Source organism: Arthrobacter cryoconiti (assembly GCF_020905375.1).
Lineage (GTDB): Bacteria > Actinomycetota > Actinomycetes > Actinomycetales > Micrococcaceae > Specibacter > Specibacter cryoconiti.
Genome location: NZ_JAJJBU010000025.1, coordinates 1 through 22,660 on the forward strand (window position 1 = coordinate 1; position 22,660 = coordinate 22,660).

18 protein-coding genes are annotated in these 22,660 nt (G+C 59.5%); 11 read left to right on the forward strand and 7 right to left on the reverse strand.

The features are described from left to right. The coding region (locus LOH53_RS13140; RefSeq protein ID WP_230068207.1) for an ABC transporter ATP-binding protein at positions 1 to 867 on the reverse strand (867 nt) is incomplete at its 3' end. A gap of 346 nt (positions 868 to 1,213) precedes the next feature. Between LOH53_RS13140 and groES the strand changes: the two genes are divergently transcribed. Then, positions 1,214 to 1,510: a co-chaperone GroES gene (gene groES / locus LOH53_RS13145; protein ID WP_165183436.1), complete on the forward strand. Its 297-nt coding sequence runs from the start codon at positions 1,214 to 1,216 to the stop codon at positions 1,508 to 1,510. Positions 1,511 to 1,585: 75 nt separating this feature from the next. Beyond that, complete coding sequence (gene groL, locus LOH53_RS13150) at positions 1,586 to 3,193, forward strand: chaperonin GroEL (protein WP_230068208.1); 1,608 nt, start codon at positions 1,586 to 1,588, stop codon at positions 3,191 to 3,193. A 92-nt stretch (positions 3,194 to 3,285) separates the two neighbouring features. Here groL and LOH53_RS13155 read toward each other — a convergent pair whose 3' ends face one another. Continuing rightward, positions 3,286 to 5,190: a heavy metal translocating P-type ATPase gene (locus LOH53_RS13155; protein WP_230068209.1), complete on the reverse strand. Its 1,905-nt coding sequence runs from the start codon at positions 5,188 to 5,190 to the stop codon at positions 3,286 to 3,288. A gap of 73 nt (positions 5,191 to 5,263) precedes the next feature. After that, positions 5,264 to 6,262 (reverse strand): DUF389 domain-containing protein, encoded by a 999-nt coding sequence (locus tag LOH53_RS13160; RefSeq protein ID WP_230068210.1) that lies wholly within the window; start codon positions 6,260 to 6,262, stop codon positions 5,264 to 5,266. A gap of 216 nt (positions 6,263 to 6,478) precedes the next feature. Here LOH53_RS13160 and guaB point away from each other — a divergent pair, with 216 nt between their 5' ends. Next, complete coding sequence (gene guaB, locus LOH53_RS13165) at positions 6,479 to 7,993, forward strand: IMP dehydrogenase (RefSeq protein ID WP_230068211.1); 1,515 nt, start codon at positions 6,479 to 6,481, stop codon at positions 7,991 to 7,993. A gap of 148 nt (positions 7,994 to 8,141) precedes the next feature. Here guaB and LOH53_RS13170 read toward each other — a convergent pair whose 3' ends face one another. Beyond that, the gene (locus LOH53_RS13170; RefSeq protein ID WP_230068212.1) at positions 8,142 to 8,756 is read right to left on the reverse strand and encodes a hypothetical protein; all 615 of its coding nucleotides are present in this window, start codon (positions 8,754 to 8,756) and stop codon (positions 8,142 to 8,144) included. A 210-nt stretch (positions 8,757 to 8,966) separates the two neighbouring features. Here LOH53_RS13170 and LOH53_RS13175 point away from each other — a divergent pair, with 210 nt between their 5' ends. The 8 genes from LOH53_RS13175 to LOH53_RS13210 all read left to right on the forward strand — a co-directional run bounded on the left by LOH53_RS13175 (position 8,967) and on the right by LOH53_RS13210 (position 20,508). Further along, positions 8,967 to 10,091, forward strand: a complete 1,125-nt coding sequence (locus LOH53_RS13175) for a GuaB3 family IMP dehydrogenase-related protein (RefSeq protein WP_230068213.1) — start codon at positions 8,967 to 8,969, stop codon at positions 10,089 to 10,091. Positions 10,092 to 10,257: 166 nt separating this feature from the next. Then, positions 10,258 to 11,997, forward strand: a complete 1,740-nt coding sequence (locus LOH53_RS13180) for a glycerol-3-phosphate dehydrogenase/oxidase (protein WP_230068214.1) — start codon at positions 10,258 to 10,260, stop codon at positions 11,995 to 11,997. Between the two features lie 33 nt (positions 11,998 to 12,030). After that, positions 12,031 to 12,516: a PTS sugar transporter subunit IIA gene (locus LOH53_RS13185; RefSeq protein WP_230068215.1), complete on the forward strand. Its 486-nt coding sequence runs from the start codon at positions 12,031 to 12,033 to the stop codon at positions 12,514 to 12,516. 89 nt (positions 12,517 to 12,605) lie between these two features. Then, positions 12,606 to 13,448, forward strand: coding sequence for an SURF1 family protein (locus tag LOH53_RS13190; protein ID WP_230068216.1), 843 nt, complete (start codon positions 12,606 to 12,608; stop codon positions 13,446 to 13,448). 44 nt (positions 13,449 to 13,492) lie between these two features. Next, complete coding sequence (locus tag LOH53_RS13195) at positions 13,493 to 13,969, forward strand: DUF3817 domain-containing protein (RefSeq protein ID WP_230068230.1); 477 nt, start codon at positions 13,493 to 13,495, stop codon at positions 13,967 to 13,969. 64 nt (positions 13,970 to 14,033) lie between these two features. Beyond that, positions 14,034 to 15,623: a glutamine-hydrolyzing GMP synthase gene (guaA, locus tag LOH53_RS13200; RefSeq protein WP_230068217.1), complete on the forward strand. Its 1,590-nt coding sequence runs from the start codon at positions 14,034 to 14,036 to the stop codon at positions 15,621 to 15,623. A gap of 111 nt (positions 15,624 to 15,734) precedes the next feature. Next, positions 15,735 to 19,967 (forward strand): DUF4011 domain-containing protein, encoded by a 4,233-nt coding sequence (locus tag LOH53_RS13205; RefSeq protein WP_230068218.1) that lies wholly within the window; start codon positions 15,735 to 15,737, stop codon positions 19,965 to 19,967. A gap of 7 nt (positions 19,968 to 19,974) precedes the next feature. Then, positions 19,975 to 20,508, forward strand: coding sequence for a hypothetical protein (locus tag LOH53_RS13210; RefSeq protein ID WP_230068219.1), 534 nt, complete (start codon positions 19,975 to 19,977; stop codon positions 20,506 to 20,508). 121 nt (positions 20,509 to 20,629) lie between these two features. Here the strand turns inward: LOH53_RS13210 and LOH53_RS13215 are convergent, their stop codons facing one another. From LOH53_RS13215 to LOH53_RS13225, 3 genes are all read right to left on the reverse strand, one after another. Then, positions 20,630 to 21,358, reverse strand: coding sequence for an RcpC/CpaB family pilus assembly protein (locus LOH53_RS13215; protein WP_230068220.1), 729 nt, complete (start codon positions 21,356 to 21,358; stop codon positions 20,630 to 20,632). 101 nt (positions 21,359 to 21,459) lie between these two features. Next, complete coding sequence (locus tag LOH53_RS13220; RefSeq protein WP_230068221.1) at positions 21,460 to 21,831, reverse strand: FmdB family zinc ribbon protein; 372 nt, start codon at positions 21,829 to 21,831, stop codon at positions 21,460 to 21,462. Positions 21,832 to 21,935: 104 nt separating this feature from the next. Continuing rightward, positions 21,936 to 22,604: a 5-formyltetrahydrofolate cyclo-ligase gene (locus LOH53_RS13225; protein ID WP_230068222.1), complete on the reverse strand. Its 669-nt coding sequence runs from the start codon at positions 22,602 to 22,604 to the stop codon at positions 21,936 to 21,938. Positions 22,605 to 22,660 lie beyond the last annotated feature (56 nt).

The window sequence follows — 22,660 nt, forward strand, 5'->3', positions numbered from 1 at the left end:
TGACGCTGTCGCCGGGAGTCCATGGCTGGCCACAAGTTGGAGATAGATGTCTTCCAGCGTTGGCCTGGTGATTTGTAGCCCTTCCACTTCCCCTCCTGCTTCGGCATACAGTCGGGCCGCCAGCGCAGCTGGCTCGGTGGTTTTCTCCAGATGTTCGACGCCGTCCTGGCGCCACCGCACCAGAGGCACCCGGGCTTCTGTCCCACCAAGTTCGTCAGTTTTGCCGATGTCCACCAGCCGCCCGCCCACAATGACACCAGCCCTGTCCGCTAGTGTGGCGGCTTCATCTAGATAGTGGGTGGTGAGCAAGATGGTGGTGCCTTCATTCTTGAGTTGGTTGATGAGCCCCCAAAACTGGTGGCGCGCCTCCGGATCGAAGCCAGTGGTCGGCTCGTCGAGGAACAATAGTTTGGGCCGACCTATGATTCCCAGTGCCACGTCCACGCGGCGGCGCTGGCCACCGGAAAGCTTGCTGATACGGGTGCCGGTTTTCGCTGTCAGTCCCACGGCCTCGATGACCTCGCCGACGTCGCGTGGGTTCGGGTAGTAACGGGCAAAATGACGCAACTGCTCCAGCACTGTGACATTGCCGCTTTCCCCGGTGGACTGGAGCACGATCCCCAGCTGTGACTTCCAGTGCGCGCCGCCACGTTGCGGATCAACGCCGAGCACGCTCACCTCGCCGCCGGTGCGGTCACGGTACCCTTCCAAGATCTCGATCGTGGTGCTTTTGCCAGCACCGTTGGGGCCTAGGAGGGCGAACGTTTCGCCTTCCCCGATGTCAAAGCTGACGCCGTCCACAGAATTGGCGCCGCCATAAGACTTTTGTAGGTTTCGGACCTGAACTGGGGGAGGTGCAGATGTCATGGGTTCATCCTGACATCGCGACACAAACACGGCAACGTGTCGAGAATAGTTATGTCGGAACCACGGACCAGCGAGGTGCGGATGCCGAGCCTCCTAAAAAGGTGCGCCCAGAGCGAAACACGAGCCCCCGGCGTCGTGTTTTAGCGATATTTACTTAGCACTCACCTTGACCGAGTGCTAAGTGAGTCAATAGAGTCTGAGTTAGCACTCTCGCCCCGAGGGTGCTAAATCCAAGAACGCTTGGTCTAGGAGCATCACCGGCACCGCGACGACGGTTGGTATCCGCAGATGACCAAAGAGTTTTTGAATCATCCATAGAATTTGCTGATGTGAAGGAGAGGTCCGAGTGTCGGTCTCTATTAAGCCTCTTGAGGATCGTATTGTTGTTCGCCAGCTCGAAGCAGAGCTGACCACCGCCTCCGGTTTGGTTATCCCGGATACTGCCAAGGAGAAGCCCCAGGAGGGCGAAGTTGTGGCAGTAGGACCCGGCCGTGTTGATGACAACGGCAACCGCGTCCCGATCGATGTTGCCGTCGGCGACGTCGTCCTCTACTCCAAGTACGGTGGAACCGAAGTAAAGACCGGCGGCGAAGAGCTGCTGGTGCTTTCGGCCCGTGACGTGCTGGCCATCGTCGTAAAGTAACCACTTTTGTGAATGCCCGCGCCCGCGACCGGACTCGGTCGCGCCGCGCGGGCCTTTGCGTGAAAGGACAAACACATGGCTAAGCAGCTTGAATTTAATGACAAAGCCCGAAAGGCCCTCGAAGCCGGTATCGACAAGCTTGCCGACACCGTCAAGGTAACCCTTGGCCCGCGTGGACGCAACGTTGTGTTGGACAAGAAGTGGGGTGCCCCCACGATCACCAACGACGGCGTCACGATCGCCCGCGAAGTGGAGCTGGAGGACCCGTACGAGAACCTTGGTGCGCAGTTGGCCAAGGAAGTTGCCACGAAGACCAACGATGTTGCCGGAGACGGCACCACCACGGCCACCGTTTTGGCACAGGCATTGGTCAAGGAAGGCCTGCGCAACGTAGCCGCAGGTGCAGCCCCCGGTGAGCTCAAGCGTGGCATCCAGGTTTCCGTTGAAGCCATTGCCAAGCGCCTACTGGAGAATGCACGCCCGGTTGGCGGGGGACAGGTGGCAGAAGTTGCCGCTATCTCCGCACAGAGCGAAGAAATCGGCGCATTGCTCGCTGAAGCCTTCGACAAGGTCGGCAAAGATGGTGTGATCACCATCGAGGAGTCCTCCACGACGTCAACCGAACTGGTCCTGACTGAAGGCATGCAGTTCGACAAGGGCTACCTGTCCCCGTACTTCGTCACTGACGCGGAACGCCAGGAAGCCGTCATGGAAGATGCGCTCATCCTCATCAACCAGGGCAAAATCTCCAACCTGCAGGAATTCCTGCCGCTGTTGGAGAAGGCATTGGCCGCTGGCAAGCCGCTGTTCATCATTGCTGAAGACGTTGATGGAGAAGCATTGTCGACGCTGATTGTGAACCGTCTGCGCGGCACACTGAACGTAGTTGCTGTCAAGGCTCCGGGCTTCGGAGACCGCCGCAAGGCCATGCTCCAGGACATTGCTATCTTGACTGGCGCACAGGTTGTCTCTCCGGAGATCGGCTTGTCCCTGGACCAAGTCGGCCTTGAGGTGCTGGGCACGGCTCGGCGCATCACGGTTACCAAGGACAACACCACCATCGTTGACGGTGCCGGTACGTCCGAGGACGTGGCGGACCGTGTGGCTCAGCTTCACGCTGAACTGACGCGCACCGACTCCGACTGGGACAAGGAAAAGCTGCAGGAACGCTTGGCCAAGTTGGCTGGCGGCATCGGCGTGATCAAGGTTGGTGCAGCCACCGAGGTCGAGCTCAAGGAAAAGAAGCACCGCATCGAGGACGCAGTGTCCGCTACGCGTGCTGCTTTGGAAGAAGGCATCGTGGCCGGTGGCGGTTCCGCCCTCGTTCAGGCTGCCAAGGCCTTGGATGAAGACGCTACGGTTACCGCTCTCACCGGAGATGCGGCAACTGCCATCGAGTTGGTCCGCAAGGCAGTGGCTCAGCCGTTGCGCTGGATTGCTCAGAACGCGGGCCATGACGGCTACGTTGTAGTGCACAAGGTTGGCGAACTTGACGATGGGTTCGGCTTCAACGCCGCCACCGGCGAGTATGTCAACCTGGTCGAAGCTGGTGTCATTGACCCTGTCAAGGTCACCCGCTCAGCACTGCGCAACGCCGCCTCCATTGCAGCTTTGGTGCTCACCACCGAGGTTCTCGTCACGGAGAAGCCTGCCGAGGAAGACGCGGCCGCTCACCAGCACTAGGCCCACCCAGCTTTTCTTCGGGTTTGATTTAGGCGTTGGTTTAGGCGTGAAGGACGTTATTTGCACGAAAGTGCAGATGGCGTCCTTCTCTTTTATCTCTTCTTCCGGCCCGGCGTCAGGGCGCGCAGAGCATTTAAAATGGCGGCAAGATCCACCGCCTCCTGGGATAAGGCGCCCGCCACTGCAGGGATGTTTCCGGCGGCGGCCAGAAACATCAGAACCACGCTCAGCGCAATCCCGATCCAGATACTCTCAATGGCGATCCGTACCGTCCGTCGACCAACGCGCACCGCGTCGGCCACCTTTGCCAAGTCGTCGTGCATGATGACGACATCTGCCGATTCACTGGCCGCCGTCGAGCCCTTTGCGCCCATGGCAATACCAACGTCCGCCGCGGCCAAAACGGGAGCGTCGTTGACGCCGTCGCCCACCATCATGACTAGACGCTGCGGCAAAGAGTTCACCAGACGCACTTTGTCTTCGGGTAAAAGCCCTGATTTGATGTTCGTGATCCCAACTTCATCGCCGATGAACCGAGCGGTGGCGTCTGCGTCGCCTGTGAGCATGACAGTCTCTGTGACTCCCAGCGTCCGCAAGGCTGCAAGTGTCGCCGCGGCCTCAGGGCGTAGTGGATCACGCATGATCAACGTGCCGGCAAAGTGGCCATCAACTCCCACATACACGGCCATCTGACCGGCGGAGAGAGACGTCGGCTGCACGTCAGCGCTGTGTTCCGCCACGAAGGACTGTTTGCCAACTAACACTGTGTGGTCATGAAAGAGTGCGCTGACCCCGTGCGTGGCGTGTTCAGTCGCATTGTCGGTGGAATCTAGGCTCAGCCCTCGGGCCAGTGCTTCGGTGACGATCGCGGCGGCTAGTACATGGGAGGAGTACTGCTCTGCTGACGCTGCCAAATTCAGCAACTCCAGGGGGGCAAGGGAGACACTGCGAATGTCTTCAAGAGTGGGTTGGCCTCCCGTGAGCGTGCCTGTCTTGTCAAAGGCGGCAGTGCGCACCCGCGAAATTTGTTCTAAGGTCCCAGCGCCCTTGACGATGATCCCCGCCTTGGCCGCTCGGCTCATACCACCGAGGAAAGCCACAGGAGCGGCGATCAGCAAGGGACACGGCGTCGCCACGACAAGAACTTGAGCAAATCGGGCGGGGTCACCGCTGATAAACCAAGCAAATCCAGCGAGTACCAGGGCAAAAATTGTAAAGGGGACTGCGTAGCGGTCAGCTAGTCTGACCACCGGGGCTCGGCTGCTGGAGGCCTCGCGTACCAGGGCAATGATGCGGCTGTACTGTGAGTTTTCTTCGCGGGCCGTGGCTTGGATGCGGATGGCGGCAGGACCGTTGAGTGCGCCGCTGGAGATCGGGTTGCCTGACTCGTGCTCCACCGGCAGGCTCTCGCCCGTCAGGGCTGACTCGTCAAACATGGCTGATGCGGAGAGTAGCAGAGCATCCACGGGGACGACTTCTGCGGGTCTGACCAGAAGGACGTCGCCGACCTCGACTGCGGCGATCGGTATGTCCGTACTTTCACCGGCATCGTTGAGCCGATGCGCAGTTCGTGGTGCCCGCTCCAGCAAGGACGTCAGTTCTCGCGTTGCACGGCTGGCCGCGAAGTCTTCCAGCGCCGCACCGCCGGAGAGCATTAGGACAATAATTAGCGAGGCAATGTATTCGCCCACGGACACGGTTGCCACAATCGCGGTGACGGCCAAAATATCGATGCCCCAGCGTCCGTGCAGGATATCGCGGACCATGCCGACGCTTTGGTACACCGCCACTGCCAGGGCAAAGATACTGGCGACCCACTGGGCGGGCGATTCTTGCCCGGCCAGCAGTAGCACCGCCACGGAGACGCCAGCCAAAACAGTCAACGCCACCACAGGATAGCGCCGGAGGGCGGTAGCTAGGGATGGCCTGCCCCCGGACTTAGGAGGGCCAGAACTCTGCAGGGAAGGCTCAGTAGTGCGTGTGCTATCTACGTCCATGCCACTACTCTGCCTCAGGCGCGGCACCAATCACAGCAGGGTGCGCGGGTTGGAACAATTGCCTGCGTGGACGTCAGCGCCGAAAAGGGCTTCGCGAACCAACATTTCGTGCTGATGCTGCTGCGTGGGCCGCTGAGTATCGAGTGGGGGCAGGGCGTCTGCGACGGGCCATCCGATACACAAAGAGGACGACGGACGCGGAGACTACGATGCCTGCGACGTTGAGAAAAAGCTGCAATGCTGACCCTGCCGCACGCCCCTGTTCCCCTAACACGAGGGCCACGGCGACATAACCGGCGGCAGGAACTGTCGTGACTGAGATGAAGACGCCCACAAGTGCCGCGGATTTTTTGCTGATGAGCGAGAGCATGCCAGCGGCCCCCGCCAGTACCGCGACGATGAAGGAATACGGGCCGGGGTGGTAAATGAACTCCGTGGACCGATTCTCGCTCAGTACCTCTGCCGGGCTAAAGAGCCCCAGCCATATTGATGCCAGAGTGACGATTGCAGTGAGAGCCATCGCAATCGGAAATCCGACGACCAGCGCCACTGTGGCTCGCCTGGCCAGCTTCCATCGCCGATCCACTACAGCCAGCGCCAAGCCAGCGAGCGGACCGAATTCTGGGCCCACCACCATGGCTCCAACAATGGCGATGGTGGAATCCGTGACTATCCCGATTCCCGCCAGCTGGACGGCGATGACTAGGAACACCAGATAGTTCCACGTTAGCTTCGAATCAGCATTGGTGTCCTTTTCCACCTCGTCCCAGATGATGGCATCGGCGCCGTCCCCGGATACCTCTTGGTCCGCAGCATCCAAACGGTCTGAGATAACCAGCTCCGGTGAGCTAATGCTCAGCGATCCTTCGTGGCTGACATGGAGCGTGTGGAGTTTGCCCAACAAATCCTCGACTGACTCGCGCACCGCCTGCAAAACAATCACGTCGCCAGCAGGGACGAGCGATGCCCCCTTCGTCAGCGCAATCTCCGAGACACCAGGATGGTTGCGCGCAATTTCCACCACCTTCTCGGCTGTGCCGGAAGGGACGACAATTCGAATCTGCAAAGCCATGAGGTTCCTTTATCGTGTCAGCCTGTGTGCCTGATTCTAGGGGAACGCTCCCGGAACTGGACTGAAAATGCGCCTTAACAGGGCAGGAACTGTTCTGGAATAGGGCTGGGGCATCTTTCGTTTTAGACTGTGAATAACGCACAGACCAGCTCCGTAATCACGGGGCAGGCCATCGGATGCACACCCCACCGGTTCTACCCCCGCCAAGGAGCCTTCGTGTCCCAGCCCGAAATTCATGATCCCTTTGCCTTTGTTGGCCTTACATACGATGACGTTCTACTCCTTCCCGGCCACACCAATGTCATTCCCTCCGAAGCCGACACGAGCTCGCGCGTCTCGAAACGGATCACTGTGGCCACCCCGCTGCTTTCAGCCGCGATGGATACCGTCACGGAGTCGCGCATGGCGATCGCCATGGCCCGGCAAGGTGGTCTGGGTGTGGTGCACCGGAATCTGTCCATTGAGCGCCAAGCTGAAGAAATTGATCTGGTCAAGCGAAGTGAGTCCGGCATGATCACCAATCCGGTGACAGTGGGCCCGGATGCGACGCTGGCTGACCTGGACGAACTATGCGCCCGTTTCAGGGTTTCCGGGCTCCCCGTTGTGGATCAGGGGGGCCGCCTGGTAGGTATCGTAACCAATCGCGACACAGTCTTTATCCCGGAGAGCGAATACAGCCAGCGCCTGGTCCGCGACGTCATGACCCGCATGCCGCTAATCACTGGACGAGTTGGCATCAGCCGGGAGGATGCCTCCGGTCTGCTAGCCAAGAATAAGATCGAAAAGCTTCCTTTGGTGGACGCTTCCGGCATTTTGCGCGGGCTGATCACCGTCAAGGACTTCTCCAAGGCAGAGCAGTACCCGCTGGCCACCAAGGACGACGAGGGCCGCCTGCGCGTAGGTGCCGCGATCGGATTCTTTGGAGACGGTTTTGAGCGAGCCATGACCATGGTGGAAGCCGGTGTGGACGCATTGTTCGTCGACACTGCCAATGGTCACAGTCAGGGCGTGCTGGAGCTCATTATGAAGCTGAAAAAGGATCCCGCGGCCGCGCATGTTGACATCATTGGTGGCCAGGCTGCTACTCGCGAAGGCGCTCAGGCTCTGATCGACGCAGGGGCTGACGGTATCAAGGTTGGTGTGGGTCCAGGCTCCATCTGTACCACTCGAGTGGTGGCCGGCGTTGGCGTCCCGCAGATCACGGCGATTTACGAATCCGCGAAAGCGGCCATCCCGGCTGGCGTGCCGTTGATTGCCGACGGTGGCCTGCAGTATTCCGGTGACATTGGCAAGGCCCTGGTGGCCGGTGCTGACACCGTCATGCTCGGCTCACTTTTGGCCGGCACGGAAGAGTCCCCGGGCGAGCTTGTCTTCGTCAACGGCAAGCAATACAAAACGTACCGCGGCATGGGCTCCCTGGGAGCGATGCAGTCCCGTGGAAAAAACACGTCTTATTCAAAGGACCGCTACTTCCAAGCGGATGTCGTCGGAAACGACAAACTCATTCCGGAGGGCATCGAGGGCCGCGTGGCCTACCGGGGCCCGCTGGCCTCTGTTGCTTATCAATTGGTGGGTGGGCTGCGCCAGACCATGTTCTATGTGGGCTCCCCGACCATCCCCGAGCTGAAGGCCCGTGGCAAGTTTGTCCGCATCACGGCCGCTGGCCTGAAGGAATCGCACCCCCATGACATTCAGATGACAGTTGAGGCGCCGAACTACCTCACCAAGTAACTCCAGCACTCAGCCATTCCAGCGGACTGCAATTCCAGCGGACGACGGCGGTGACCCTCCTTTCCCAGGTGGGTCACCGCCGTCGTGTGTTAGCAAATGTCGTGTGTTAGCAACTAAAGATACGCCTGCCTGAGGCTTGCGGATATTTCTAGCGCAGGGCCGCTTCGAAGCGGTCAAGTGCTTCTGCGGGGGTAACTTTTTCCTCACTAAACTCGGTTTCAGAACCTGCGCGCAGTGTCCAGTCGCCGGACTCGACCGCTGTCAACGTGGCGACGGACGGTTCTTGGCCCACGCGCAGACGCCGTAGGACGGCACTGGCTGGCAGGCCTTCAGCGGCGGCAGTGAGATATTCCCGGCACAGGTGTAGGCCAAGTTCCACCATGGCATCCCCGGACTCGATGGGCTGGATCTCATGCACGCCGTAAGGGCTAAGACTGAGCAGTACCGCTCCCACGTTGGACCCGGCCGTGAACAGCACATGCTCGCTGGTGGGAGTGGTGAGGGAGATTTCCAACCACTCTTGGGCTTGGGAGAGCACAGTTCCCACCACGGCGCAGCGCTCAATCGGGACGATCTTCTCCCCTTGCGGTTGCGCCAGGCCACGGACCATCAGCGTCGTCAGCCCGGCATTGCGCAGCAATTCGTTCTCAGCGTGCTGGTCGAGTCGGAACAAGGCCAGAGTTGTTGCTGCCGATTCCGTAGGCGTCATGGAAAGCAGGGCCAATAACTCATGATCGGTCATGCGCAGTTCGGTTTCAGTCATGCATCAAAGCGTACCGGCAAAGGCTGCGGGGGCTCTCCCCGCCGATTTCTTCGCTCGGTTCAAAGCCCCGCACAGCGGTCAGCAGACGTCTGAAAAGCCGCTGTTGGAAGATGGTGCCTTGTTAGCCTAAGCGGGGGAATGCCAGGGGGTGATGCCGAAGGCTCGCCTTCACGCCTGTTGGCGGGCCACCGCTGCGATAGGCTAGGACGCGTGACTTATGAGATTGAGATTGGCCGTGGCAAGCGTGGACGCCGTGCGTACACCTTAGATGACATCGCGATTGTCCCTTCCCGGAGGACGCGTGACCCCAAGGACGTGTCGGTAAAGTGGCAGATCGACGCCTACCAGTTTGAGATGCCGGTCATTGGTGCTCCGATGGATTCGGTCATGTCACCTGAGACTGCCATTGCTTTGGGGAAATTGGGGGGTCTGGGTGTTCTGGACTTGGAAGGCCTGTGGACCCGCTACGAGGATCCACAGCCTGTGTTGGATGAGATTGCGGGGCTGGAGGGCTCTGTGATCGACCCGGAGTCCACCCTCCGCCTGCAGCAGCTTTACAGCCCACCCATCCAGCCGGAGCTGATCACTTCGCGTCTGGCACAGATGCGCGCTGCGGGTGTTACCGTGGCAGGTTCACTGACCCCGCAACGTACCCAGGAACACTACAAGACGGTGCTTGCGGCTGGTGTTGACGTTTTTGTGATTCGGGGCACCACCGTCTCGGCTGAGCACGTCTCCAAGACCACCGAACCATTGAACCTTAAGCAGTTCATCTACGAACTTGACGTCCCTGTCATTGTGGGCGGCGCCGCTGGTTACACGCCCGCGTTGCACCTGATGCGTACCGGTGCCGCAGGTGTACTTGTCGGCTTCGGCGGCGGAGCCTCAACCACCACCCGACGCGCACTGGGTATCCGCGCTCCCATGGCCACCGCCATCTCCGACGTGGCGGCCGCGCGCCGGGACTACATGGATGAGTCCGGCGGACGCTACGTGCATGTGATTGCTGACGGTGGCATGGGATCCAGTGGTGACATTGTTAAAGCCATCGCCATGGGCGCAGACGCCGTCATGCTCGGCGCAGCGCTGTCGCGTGCCGCCGAAGCTCCGGGGCAGGGCTGGCATTGGGGGGCTGAGGCGCACCACCAAGAATTGCCACGTGGACACCGCGTGAAGATGGGGACAGTGGGAACCTTGGCAGAAGTACTCCATGGCCCGGCGCACCAAGCCGACGGTGCTTCCAACCTGGTGGGCGCCCTGCGTCGATCAATGGCTACCACTGGTTACTCCGATCTCAAGGAATTCCAGCGCGTTGAGGTGCTTGTTTCCCCGTAGTAAGAAAAAGCAATAAAAGTGTCCTGTTCCCGCGAATTCTCATGGTGGGCCGGGGCACTTTTTGCTTAAGCCGGACGACGGTGTCCGGGCAGTAGGCCCCTGCCTTTCTGTGCGCTAAACGCGTATGGTTTTGAGTATCGGTACCCTTAGCTGCAGGAGGTTCGTGATGAAGGTTTCCACCCCACCCAATGGCAATTTGAGCAAAGCGACGCGGGAATCCTCGCTGGAAGAGCTAAGAGCCACCACCGAAGCAGGTGGGGAACTCGACATTTTGGTGGTGGGCGGGGGCGTGGTTGGCGCCGGTGCTGCGTTGGATGCTGTGACCCGAGGGCTGAAAGTGGGCCTGGTGGAGGCCTACGACTGGGCAGCAGGGACGTCCTCACGTTCGTCGAAACTGATCCACGGTGGACTGCGATATTTGGAAATGTTGGACTTCGCGTTAGTCAAGGAGGCCCTTCAGGAACGTGGACTGCTCATTCAACGCATTGCTCCACATCTTGTGCGCCCCGTACCGTTTCTTTATCCCCTGCATCGGCGCTTCGTTGAACGTCCCTACGTGGGTGCGGGTATTTTGCTCTATGACACCTTGGGTTTGACCAGCGGTAATAGCCGCGGTGTCCCCATGCATAAGCATCTCTCCCATAAGGGCACGCTGAAGGCGGCACCGAGCCTCAAGGACGACGCCATGATCGGCTCCATCTGCTACTACGACGCTCAGGTGGACGACGCGCGGTTGGTCGCCAATGTGATTCGCACCGCTGCTAGCTTTGGTGCCCACACGCTCAACCAGACCAAAGTCGTTGACTTTGTGAGGGAAGGGGAGCGGGTGGTGGGTGCCCGCGTCCGCAATCAGGAAAACGGGGACGAGTTTGAGATCAGGGCCAAGCAGGTCATCAACGCCACAGGTGTGTGGACGGATGAAACCCAGGCTCTGGTGACGGATCGTGGACAACTAAAAGTACGGGCTTCCAAGGGCATCCATTTGGTGGTGCCGCGGGATAGATTCCAGTCCACTGTGGGGCTGATCTTGCGGACCGAAAAGTCTGTCCTATTCGTTATCCCTTGGGGACGGCATTGGATCATTGGGACCACCGATACAGATTGGAAATTGGACAAAGCGCACCCGGCGGCCAGCAGCGCTGACATCGACTACCTTCTTGGACATGTGAATAAGGTGCTTAAGCGACCGCTGACCAGAGAAGACGTGGAAGGCGTGTATGCAGGTCTTCGCCCGCTACTCGCCGGTGAGAACGACTCAACTGCCAAGCTGTCCCGCGAGCACGTCGTCGCCCACCCCGTGCCTGGTCTGGTGGTGGTGGCCGGCGGAAAGTTCACCACCTACCGTGTCATGGCCAAGGATGCCGTGGATGAGGCGTCCCGGGCCCTGGATGAAAAGGTCCCGGAAAGCTGTACTGAAACCATTCCGCTGCTGGGGGCCACGGGCTTTAAGGCCGCGTGGAACCGCAGAAACCGTACGGCAGATGAGTCAGGCGTTCACGTTGCCCGGGTAGAACATCTACTAAATCGCTATGGCTCCCTGGTTCCGGAGATATTGGAGCTAATCAAGGAGCGCCCGGAGCTAGCTGATCCGCTCCCTGGTGCAGACGACTATCTGGGCGCGGAGGTTGTGTACGCAACCACGCATGAGGGAGCCCTGCACGTCAATGATGTGCTGACCCGGCGCACCCGTATTTCCATCGAGGCATGGGATCGGGGGGTTTCAGCGGCACCGGTCGCGGCTAGACTAATGGCAGATATTTTGGGCTGGAGTGCAACCCAAGAAGAAAATGAAGTGGCCAATTACGTGGCAAGGGTCGAAGCCGAGCGGCTAAGCCAGCAGCAGCCAGACGATGTCTCGGCGGATGCAGCGCGGTTGGAAGCGCCAGGGATACTTCCATTGGCGTAACGAGACTTGGCTGACAAATGTGAAAGGCCACCCATGAGTTCCTTAGACCGCTATGAGACGGAACTAACCAACCCCGGCCTGGTGATTTTGGAAATGGAGGCCACCAGCAAAGAAGACGCCACTGCGCAACTTGCGGCCAAGCTCTACGAGCAGGGGCGCGTCAATGACCTGGCTGGTTTTCTACGTCACGTCAATGCGCGTGAGCACCAAATGGCCACTGGGCTGCCCGGCGGGATTGGCCTACCGCATGCCCGCAGCGACTACGTGGCACGTACGTCGATCGCCGTCGGCGTGACTAAGTTTGGTTACAGCCTGGACTTCGGCGCCGTGGACGGTCCCGCCACAGTAGTCTTGCTCATTGCAACGCCAGCGAGCTCCTTCTCCGAGCACCTGGAAGTGCTGGCAACCCTAGCCCGGTCGTTGTTTAAGGAGAACTTTCGAGAGTCCCTTCGGCGCGCGCATGACACCGAGGTCATCGCAGAACTCATCAATTCCACCTTGATCTTCTTTGACCATTGATTCCTCGGGCATGAACGCTTTCACAAGCGAAGACCTGACCACGCCTGGCGCATTCGTTGTTCTACACGCTTACGAAGTACCGTTGTAGTGTGCTCAAAGTTGCCACAAAACCAAAATGGATTGCCGCTCTGGTGTTTGCCCTTGCCGTGGCTGCTGTCTTTGTGCTGCTTAGCCAGTGGCAGTTCTCCCGTTCTCTGGAGAAGGATGTAGCCCCTCCTGCCGTCACGGAGAAAGCACAACCGCTCCTGAGCGTCCTCAAACCGGGAGTACCGCTGCTCGGAACCGGTGAAGGCCAGGTAGTACGAGCCACCGGACATTTCGATCCTGCCAAACAAGTCATCGTGGATTCTCGGGTGCAGGACGGGGAGGTGGGGCATTGGGTGGTCACCGCCTTTGTGATTGACGGTGCACCTGTTCTGGAAGGCGTGGCCGCGAGCAAAGAAGTGGTCATTCCGGTGGCCCGCGGCTGGATTTCGGATCCCAGCAAAGCCACGGACCCCCCCGCGGGCACCCTCACGGTAGAGGGCCGCCTGCTCAACGCTGAAGCGCCAGAGGTCGCTAAAAGCCTTGCGCAGGGCCACGTCAGCGCGCTGTCGTCAGCCGAACTGACCAACGTATGGAAGACCACCACCTTGGCTGCATTCGTTGTCTCCGCGCAGGAAGTGAATGCTGCCGGTAGTGACGTCGGCGCCAGCGCATCCAATGCGGGAATGACCCCGATCACTGTCACTGCCACTGACCAAAACAACAAGATCAATTGGTTGAACATTTTCTACTCGATCGAGTGGGTGCTGTTCGCCGGCTTCGCCGTGTTCATGTGGTGGCGTTTGGTGGCGGATGACTACCGCCGCGAGCAAGACGAGCTGTTCGACGTCGATCGTGACGATGATGAACACACCCCAGTATCAGACTCAGGAGAACCAGTTTCGTGACCGAGAACAACGCCCAAGAACCCGCCAAGGCTTCAACCCCTCCGGTGCCACCAACCGTAGCCGCACCCAAACGCAGGTTCGGTGGAACCCCCGCGCAGATCCTCAGCGCGCTCAAATTCTATAAAGTGCTTGCTTACGCCACCGGCAGCATGCTGTTGCTTCTCTGCCTTGAACTGGTGCTGCGCTATGGCTTTCAAAGCGTGCTCATGGCTGGTGGCACCAACTCCGTCACGGGCGCCTCTCACGGTCTGGGGTTCGTGAGCATCGACGGCGGCGTGATGGCAGTCGCCGGAGGCGTGAACCTCTCAACGTTGGTGCTCATCGTCCACGGCTGGATGTACGTGATTTACCTGATCGCCGACTTCCGTCTGTGGTCGCTCATGCGCTGGTCGTTTGGCAAGCTGGTCCTGATTGCACTTGGTGGGGTGGTTCCGTTCCTGTCCTTCATCGTGGAGGGGCGCATCCATAAAGAAGTTCTTGGCGAAGTTGCTGCAAACCCTAAGGCTGGTAAGCGCTACTGATCAGAACTTCGCAATTGCAGTCTGCGCAGTCACCTCAACTGCCAGCGTGGGTTAAGATTGAAGCGTGACTAATCCCGCTACGGCCCATATTTCTGCCAAGCCCGTTCTGGTTGTTGACTACGGCGCCCAGTACGCCCAATTGATTGCGCGCCGCGTGCGCGAGGCCAATGTGTACTCGGAAATCGTTCCGCATACCTACACCACCGCGCAGTTGCTGGCGAAAAACCCAGCTGCCATCATCCTTTCGGGTGGACCCTCAAGTGTCTACGCGGAAGGTGCGCCCAACATTGGCCCGGAGCTCTTTGAAGCCGGAATTCCAGTACTCGGCATTTGCTATGGGTTCCAAGCCATGGCGGCAGCTTTGGGCGGAACGGTGGCCCAAACGGGCTCCCGTGAATATGGTGCCACTGATGTCACTTTGAACGGCGAAGCCCGCTCCATCTTGGCGTCGACTTCCGCCCACCAAAACACATGGATGAGCCATGGGGACAGCGTCCAAGAGGCGCCCGCAGGTTTTGACGTACTGGCCTCATCGGCCGGCGCCCCTGTTGCCGCTTTTGCCAATGAGGTCAAATGCCTCTTCGGCGTGCAGTGGCATCCGGAGGTCAAGCACTCCGAGTTCGGCCAGAAAGTGTTGGAGAACTTTTTGTTCAACGGTGCCAAACTTGAGAAAAACTGGAGTGCGACGTCCATTTTGGATGATCAAGTAGAGCGAATCCGTGAACAGATCGGGGATGCCAAGGTCATCTGTGGTCTGTCCGGTGGAGTGGATTCCGCCGTTGCAGCCGCCTTGGTCCAGCGCGCCGTTGGGGATCAGCTCACGTGCGTCTTCGTCAATCACGGTCTGTTGCGTGAAGGTGAAGCCGAGCAGGTTGAAAGTGACTTTGTCGCAGCGACCGGCGCCAAACTCTACGTTGCCAACGAGCAAGACCGTTTCCTGAACGCCCTGGCAGGTGTCAGTGACCCTGAAACTAAGCGCAAGATCATTGGACGAGAATTCATTCGTGCTTTCGAGGAAGCCGAACGTGCCATCATGGCCGAGGCAGCCACCGAGGGCGAGACCATTAAATTCTTGGTCCAAGGCACGTTGTACCCGGACGTTGTTGAATCCGGCGGTGGCGAGGGTGCTGCCAATATCAAGAGCCACCACAACGTCGGTGGACTCCCCGAAGACCTCCGCTTTGAACTGGTAGAGCCGTTGCGAGCCCTATTCAAGGACGAAGTCCGTGCTGTTGGTGCCGAGTTGGGCCTGCCCGCTGAAATTGTGGGCCGCCAGCCGTTCCCAGGTCCAGGCTTGGGGATCCGGATTGTTGGGGAAATCACCGGAGAACGTCTAGAACTGCTGCGCAAGGCTGACGCTATAGCGCGTGCCGAGCTTACTGCCGCAGGTCTGGACGATGAAGTCTGGCAGATGCCGGTTGTTTTGCTTGCGGACGTGCGCAGTGTTGGCGTCATGGGGGATGGACGCACTTATGGTCACCCGATTGTTCTGCGCCCCGTCTCCAGCGAGGACGCGATGACGGCCGACTGGTCGCGTCTGCCCTACGATCTATTAGCCCGTATTTCCAACCGAATCACCAACGAAGTGGAAGGCGTCAACCGCGTCGTTTTGGACGTGACGTCCAAGCCACCGGGAACGATTGAGTGGGAGTAACCCTCCCAGGGGCGCGGGAAGGCGGCCAAAGGGCCATAAATTTGGGCTTATTTGGCTCCTTCCAGTGTGCCGATCAAGCATTGGCAAGCTCGGGACGATAGCCTGAATTGCATGTCAGTATGGTCAAGACCGTTTCGCTCAAGTGCAGAGAAGAAGGCACCCGTGTCTGAAGTTGCAGGTCCCGAGGAGAGTTCTGCGGAACTCCAAACCTGGCTTGCAGGATTGGACTCGTATGCCGGACCAGACACTGCGCTGGCGTTCGTTAAGACCGTCGGCGGGTGCATCGACCTCACGCACGCTCATCCCTCGGGCTTAGCTCAGCTGTTGGCTGGTCGGAAGACTCGTCTTTCAACGCTGATCCGCGAACCCGAACACTATGCCCGTGCTAAGAAGGCCGCTGCTGCCTTACGGGCAAAAATCTTTGAACTAAGCACGGACCGTGGGATCGATGTCGGCTACCTCGCCGCGGGGGTGGCCCGCTGGACTTCTCGGGAGGGCGGCGGATCCGTGAGCGCACCGGTGCTGCTTGCCGGAGTGGCTCTCACTGTGCGCAGTGGCCAGGATGACTATGAACTCCAACTGATGGAGCAGGCTCGTGTCAACCCTGCCATGGTGGGGCACCTGAAGTTCCAAGAAGGCATCCACATCGACGCAGCGTCGCTGGGTCGACTCGCCTACAGCACCGCTCGCTTTGACCCGGCCCCGGTCCTGGATAAGCTGCGTTCCATGCTGGCCCCAATTCCGGGCGCCGTGGTGGACAACGATCTCCTAGTCTCGTCCTTCGCGTTTCTAGCCGAGAACCTTCGCGAGCCAGCGCTTCTTGCCGGTAGCGAGCTACTGGAGGAACTGTGCCGTCATAGCGGCGATGATGTTCTACCCGTGGTTCAAAAACCAGATTTCGCACGGTTCGCCCCGCTGGATGACCGCAAGCCGGCTGATGAGATTTTGGTGTGCGACGCTGATCCCCAGCAGCAATATGTCTTGGACATGGTCCGTGCGGGCGACTCGGTATTGATTTCCACGCCGCCTGGCACAGGCCAGACACAGACGGCTATCAACGCCGTCGCCCAGCTGGTCCATGATGGCAAGAGCGTGCTGGTGGTGGGTGAGCGGCGCAGCACTTTGAATGAGCTGGCGCAGAGGTTTGGCGAGATGGACTTGGATTCTTTCCTACTCCAGCTCAGTGCCCAGACTGGCCCGCAACAACTAAAGTCGCAGTTGGTCCGTTCGATCACCCGCAACGAAAAAGCGGTGGAACCTAAACTAACTAACCTCTACAGCACCTTGGTGGACCACCGGCATCAGCTGGTGGATCATGTGGCGAGCCTGCACAATGTCCGTGAGCGTTGGGGCTGCTCTCCGTATCAGGCCATGCAATCTCTGGCCGAACTGACTTCGATTCAACCGGCGCCCTCCACTACTGTTCGGCTAAAACGCAGTGTCCTCGATAGTATCCGGGACCGCAGCGATCTCAGCGACCGGCTCCGCCGGGCAGCCGAGCTTGGCTCATTCGGACAAGCCACAGTGGCTAGCGCATGGCACGGGGCCCGTTTGGTGACCCGTAAGGAAACTGAAGAAGCTTACGCACTGGCGCAGACGCTCTTTGAACAAGTGCCGGTATTTGCAAAGAAGATGGAACAGGTGGCGCAGTTTAGCCAGATCCGTCAGGGCGCCACGTTTGCGCAATGGGGCGATCAGCTGGGGATGCTGGTTGCCATCCGCGAGAGTTTGGACAAGTTCACTTCGGTGGTCTTTGACTGGCCCATTGAAAATTTGATTGCCGCCACCGCCACGTCACAGTGGCGTCGCGACAACGATATTGATATGCCTGCCCTGCAGCGAGCACGCTTCCGACGCAGTGCCAAGGACTTGGTGCGGCCTGGCGTCCACGTGGCTGATCTGCATGAGTCATTGGTTTTGGTCAATGAGCAGCGAGAGCTGTGGGCCGACGCAGCAACGAGCAAGCGCCTGCCCACTGTTCCCTCTGGGCTAGCTGAATTGAACCGCAACCATCAAGAGCTGAGTGAGAAGCTGGCATCGCTGGGCATCGCCTTGGAACGCACCGTTGACGGCGGCGACTTGGTGAACTTCAATGCCGGTGAACTGGTGGGGCGCCTGGATGCCCTGGTGCAGGACAAGGACTCTCTGGAGACGCTGCCTGAGCGCACCCTGCTGCTGGACGGCATGCGTGAACAAGGCCTGGGGGAGCTACTCGATGATTTGTCCATCCGGGAGGTTGGAGCCAGCGATACCCGCGCTGAACTAGAACTCGCATGGTGGCAGTCAGCCCTCGAGGCAATGATCAGCGGCGATGACTACCTAGCAATGTCCGACGGCGATAAACTGCGCCGTTTAGAGGCGGAGTTCCGGCTGGCGGACAAGGCCCACATTGCGGCCGGTCCGTCGCGGATCCGCTGGAAGCTTGCCCAGGAATGGAGCAGCATAGTGGCGGGGCGAAACCGCCAGGGCGAGATGCTGCGCAACGTGCTCAAAGACGGCCGGGTTTCCCTGGAAGCTCTGGGCTCCCAGGCTCCCGATCTGCTGCGGAATCTAGTACCAGTGTTCACGGCGAGCCCGTTGGTGGTTCCCTCCGTCATCCCGCCGGGCTTCCGCTTTGACGCCTTAGTGATCCTCGACGCCGAATCCACGTCCTTGCAGGCGGTGCTGCCGTCCCTGGCCAGAGCCGAACAAGTTATTGCCTTCGGTGATGAACAAACCGCTTGCCCGCGTAGCTTCAGTGTGGCTGTGGGAGACCCCGCTGACCGCTCAGTGAGCCAACACCCCTTGGAGAGCGTCCTAGGCGCCTTGTCGCGTGTATTACCTCGGCATCGGCTGACCGTCTCTTACCGGGGCGTTGATGAAGATTTGGTGCTCCAGCTAAGCCGCGGTTTCTACGATTCCCAGCTTGAACGTCTTCCGGACGGCCGGACGGTGACGGGCATGGAGCGCGCCATCTCGGTGGACTATCTGCCGGATGGCAAGGGCTTGCCGGGTACCGGAAGTGGCGGAGTGGAATCAGTCGCTGCGGAAGTCAATCGCGTTGTGGACTTGGTGTTTGAGCACGCCCGTGTGCGCCCACGTGAGTCCTTGGCCGTCATCACGGCCAGCGACCGCCATGCCGTCAGGGTCGCTCAAGCAATCCGGCTGCAGATGGCCAACCATCCGCTGTTGGCCAGCTTCTTCGAATCGGGCCCTGAATCATTTCGCGTGGTCACCGTAGACCGGGCTGCCGGGCTGGTCCGGGACCGTGTGATCTTCTCCCTAGGCTACGGGCGGACCCCCCACGGACGTGCACTGCACGGGTTTGGGCCGCTCTCGGAACCTGACGGGCGGGCCAAGTTTGCCTTGGCGATGACCCGTGCCCGTAGCCACATCCACATCATCTCTTGTTTCCGTCCGGAAGACCTGGATGAACAGCGACTCAGCTATGGCGCTGTAGATTTCTTTGAATTACTGGATCGTGAGTTGGCTGGAAACTCCCTCTTGGGGAGCCCCGCGTCACGAGCGCAGGATAGCGAAAAGGCTGCTGGCGAGGATCCTCTGGTAGCCGATCTTGCGGACAGATTGCGTGCTCGCGGTGCCCGGGTCTGGCACCATTATGACGGCGCCTTGGATATAGTGGCGGCGCCAGATCCCGTGATGCAGCTGGGACGAGCGGAGCAGGACATTCCGGCGCCGGTGGCTGTGGAATCAGATGGTACTGCCAAATACCAGGCCATGAGCGTGCGTGAACGCAGCCGTTTGCGTCCGCAGATGCTTGAACGCTTAGGTTGGCGTTATGTGCCGTTGTGGACCATTGAAGTATTCACCGATCCTTCCGGTTGCGCTGACCAGATTGGCGGCTATCTTGGCCTGCCCTCGAGTGCGGGGGACTCTGATTTTGCATCGCTTATGGGCGCTTCATCGGGGTCATCCACCAGCACTGTGAGCGAACCGTCCAGATCCCGTCGGCGTAATAATTCCAACCGTGCTGACTCGAGCACCCCGGCATCAAGGCAGGTCAAAGAGTCAACGTCTGCATCAAAGTCGGGATCCCAAGATGAGAGCACGGGACTAGGACAGCGGGCCTACGGAACTACCAGCAACGAAAACAAGGAAAGCGTGACAACGGTGAACAAGCCGGCCCAGAACTCCCAACAAGACGGTATGGAGCGTGACGGCGCCTTGGCTGAGGATATTCAGGGCCAGGACAGCCAGCAGCAATCGCGTGGAGCAACATCCGACGGGGCTGGTCTGCTCCCGAAGGTAGCTCCCAATGACGCCGCCCACACCTGGGGTGACCCGAGCAAGAACCGTGGGCATGACGAATGGCTGCGGGAAAACAAGCCCCCGCACTGGGGATAGACGCTGCATGTCATTTCTGAACAACTCGTACAAGGACCACCTGCCGAAGATGCCGAAGGCTCGCGGGTCTTGGCGTAATGGTCCGGAAAGTCCCACCGCTCCGTTTTTGGTGCGATTGGCGGCGAAACTGCTGTGGGTTGGCGCCCTGATGCAAGTACTCGGGACGGTGATGGCGAGTATCTACGCGACATCGCCGCAACGGAAAGCTGCTTTGCTGGATCAGTTGGCACTACAGGGCACCACGGGCTCGAATATTGATTCGCTCCAGACTTCAGGCCTTGTCGTCGTGATCGTGGGCGGACTGGTCACTGTTACTTTTTACTGGCTACTTGGCCACTTTGTGAGTCAGGGACGTAGTTGGGCTCGCATGCTGGGCGCAGTCCTTATGGTTCTCACGATCTCGCAATTGACCGGTTTGCAATTTCCCACCGGACTGGTGGTTTTGGCGCAGTTCGTGTTTGGGGTATTGGCGATCGTGCTGTGCTATCTTCCCGTTTCACAGCAACATTTTGCTGCAGTGAAGGCCTCGCGCAGCAACTGAGTTCTGCAGCCTGCGCTGAGTGCTACAAACTGCGCTGAGTGGGGCATTCCTGTGGGTGAATCTTTAGCATCGTGGCCAATCAACGCAGGCAAATCAACGCAAGCAAATTAACACCGGCCAATCACGAGACAAGCACCAGAAATATCTTGCCTCGGACGGAAGCTCCTGCCAACAGTGCTGATTGGCTGGCTGTTGCGGCAATAACAACGAGTCCGTCGCTGTCATGCGTGCTAGGGAGTAGTCCTCCGCTGCTTGCCGCGAAGGCTGAGGTCCACAGGACCGGGACGGAACTGGCAAGGACCTCGTTGCTGGTGGGTCCGTCGATGCCTTGACTAGACGTCAAGACGATGTTGACCAGTTGTCCTTGGTGTAGCAACTGGACAGTGCTGGGATCGGCCAGCCGCACGGGCACAGCCTGGCTGCCCGGCGGGGCGCCAACCAATAGTCCCTTGCCCAGCAGGGCTGCATCCGTCACGACCTCCCCGCGGCGGACGGGCCCGGAGACTTGGCTTCCAGCCCATGGCGAAGCTTGTTGATCGTCTGGACGCAACGCTTCATCTGGCACCATTACTGGGCTGACTTTGGCTTCCACCAAATCCGTTCGCGTCAAAGTGTGGCCGGCAGGCAGATCCCGTGCAGCGATGAGTATGGTGGTGGTGGCCGGTTCGGCAGGGGTCAACTGCTGGACGGCGATCGCCGCAGCGGCGCACAACAAAAATGCTGCTAGGAGCCGACGTCTGCGCAATACCCAACGGCGCAGACGGCTACGGGTTGATTGACGGCTGTGGCTCACTTGCCACGTCTGCGTGTGCCCGAAAGGTCCGGTTCGCGCGGTTCTGGTGTCTCTCATGCCTTGACACTAAGTGGGTGCAGTAGACATCACCAGACCCGTGAGGGCATCTGTGGATTCAGCGTTGGCACGGCCAGGCTGTGGAGGAGAATTGGCGCAGGCTAGTTGCCGACGTTGGCCGGCGTCTTTGCGCTGTTGCTCTTGGCAGTGGCCTTGATAGAGCTAGCTGTGTCTGACTTCCCCGCGGTGGAACTGGAGGCAGAAGAGGCAGCCTTCGAATCGGTGGAGGCGGCAGCCGGTGAAGCGTTCGCTCCTGAATCTGAGCCGGAACCGGCGGCAGGGACACCGCTGGCGCCCGCGCGGGAATCCGTGCGATAAAAGCCGGATCCCTTGAAAACAACACCCACGGAGTTGAATTTCTTGCGCAACGCGCCTTGGCATTCGGGGCACACAGTCAACGAATCGTCACTAAAGGCCTGGTGAATGTCGAATGCATGGCCGCAATCCTTGCAAGCATAAGCATAAGTGGGCACGAAAATTCCTCCTGGATACATGCGTCAGGACCTTTGTGCGGCGCCAAATAAAAGACATCACGCACTTGGCACTCCAAGGCCCTGAGTGCTAATTCTATCACCGCTCAATACAACGTTTTGGAGGTGTCAAAAAATTTCCGCATGTCACACTTTCTTACCCCCGAAGGGGTGATGATCCAGTCCACGGGCCTATCGAGGGAGTCCTGGGGGATGATGTCCGGGTCTAGAACCTCTTCGTCATTGACGACGGCGGCCGTGGGAGTGGGAGCCGCGGGAGTGTCACCTGCGTGAGAGTCGGAGGAACTGTCCTGTTCTAATTGAGCCAGGAAACGGTCGTAATAGCCGCCGCCCTGGCCTAGACGTGCTCCCGTAAGGTCCGCGGCAAGGGCGGGTAAGAACACACCGGCTACAGGTTCCAGGGTCGAAAAACTGTAGCGGGGCCCCACCGGCTCGATCACAGGGGCTAAAGTGCTGCGTTTCATGGCAATGCCAGGGTGCCAAGCGGTCCAGGACAGCTGGTAGTTTGGCTCACACACAGGGACGAACACGGTATGCCCAGCTTCCAAAAGGGCAACTAACAATCGTTCGGTGGGAGGTTCGTAGAGTGTGGAAAGATACGCAAAGAACGTCCCGGGGAGCGTTTCGGCCATATCAGCGGCCCACCTGACTCCCGCGGAAGCGAGCCCAACAGCGCACACTTCACGTTCGGCGTCGTACAGGGAAATACGGGCTGCACGCAGTTGCGAGCGGAGAGAAGATTTGCTGGTGTGCATTGCGGGGAGGCCTTTTCATTAGGGCGTGCTCTCTCAAGCTATCAAGAGTAATGGCG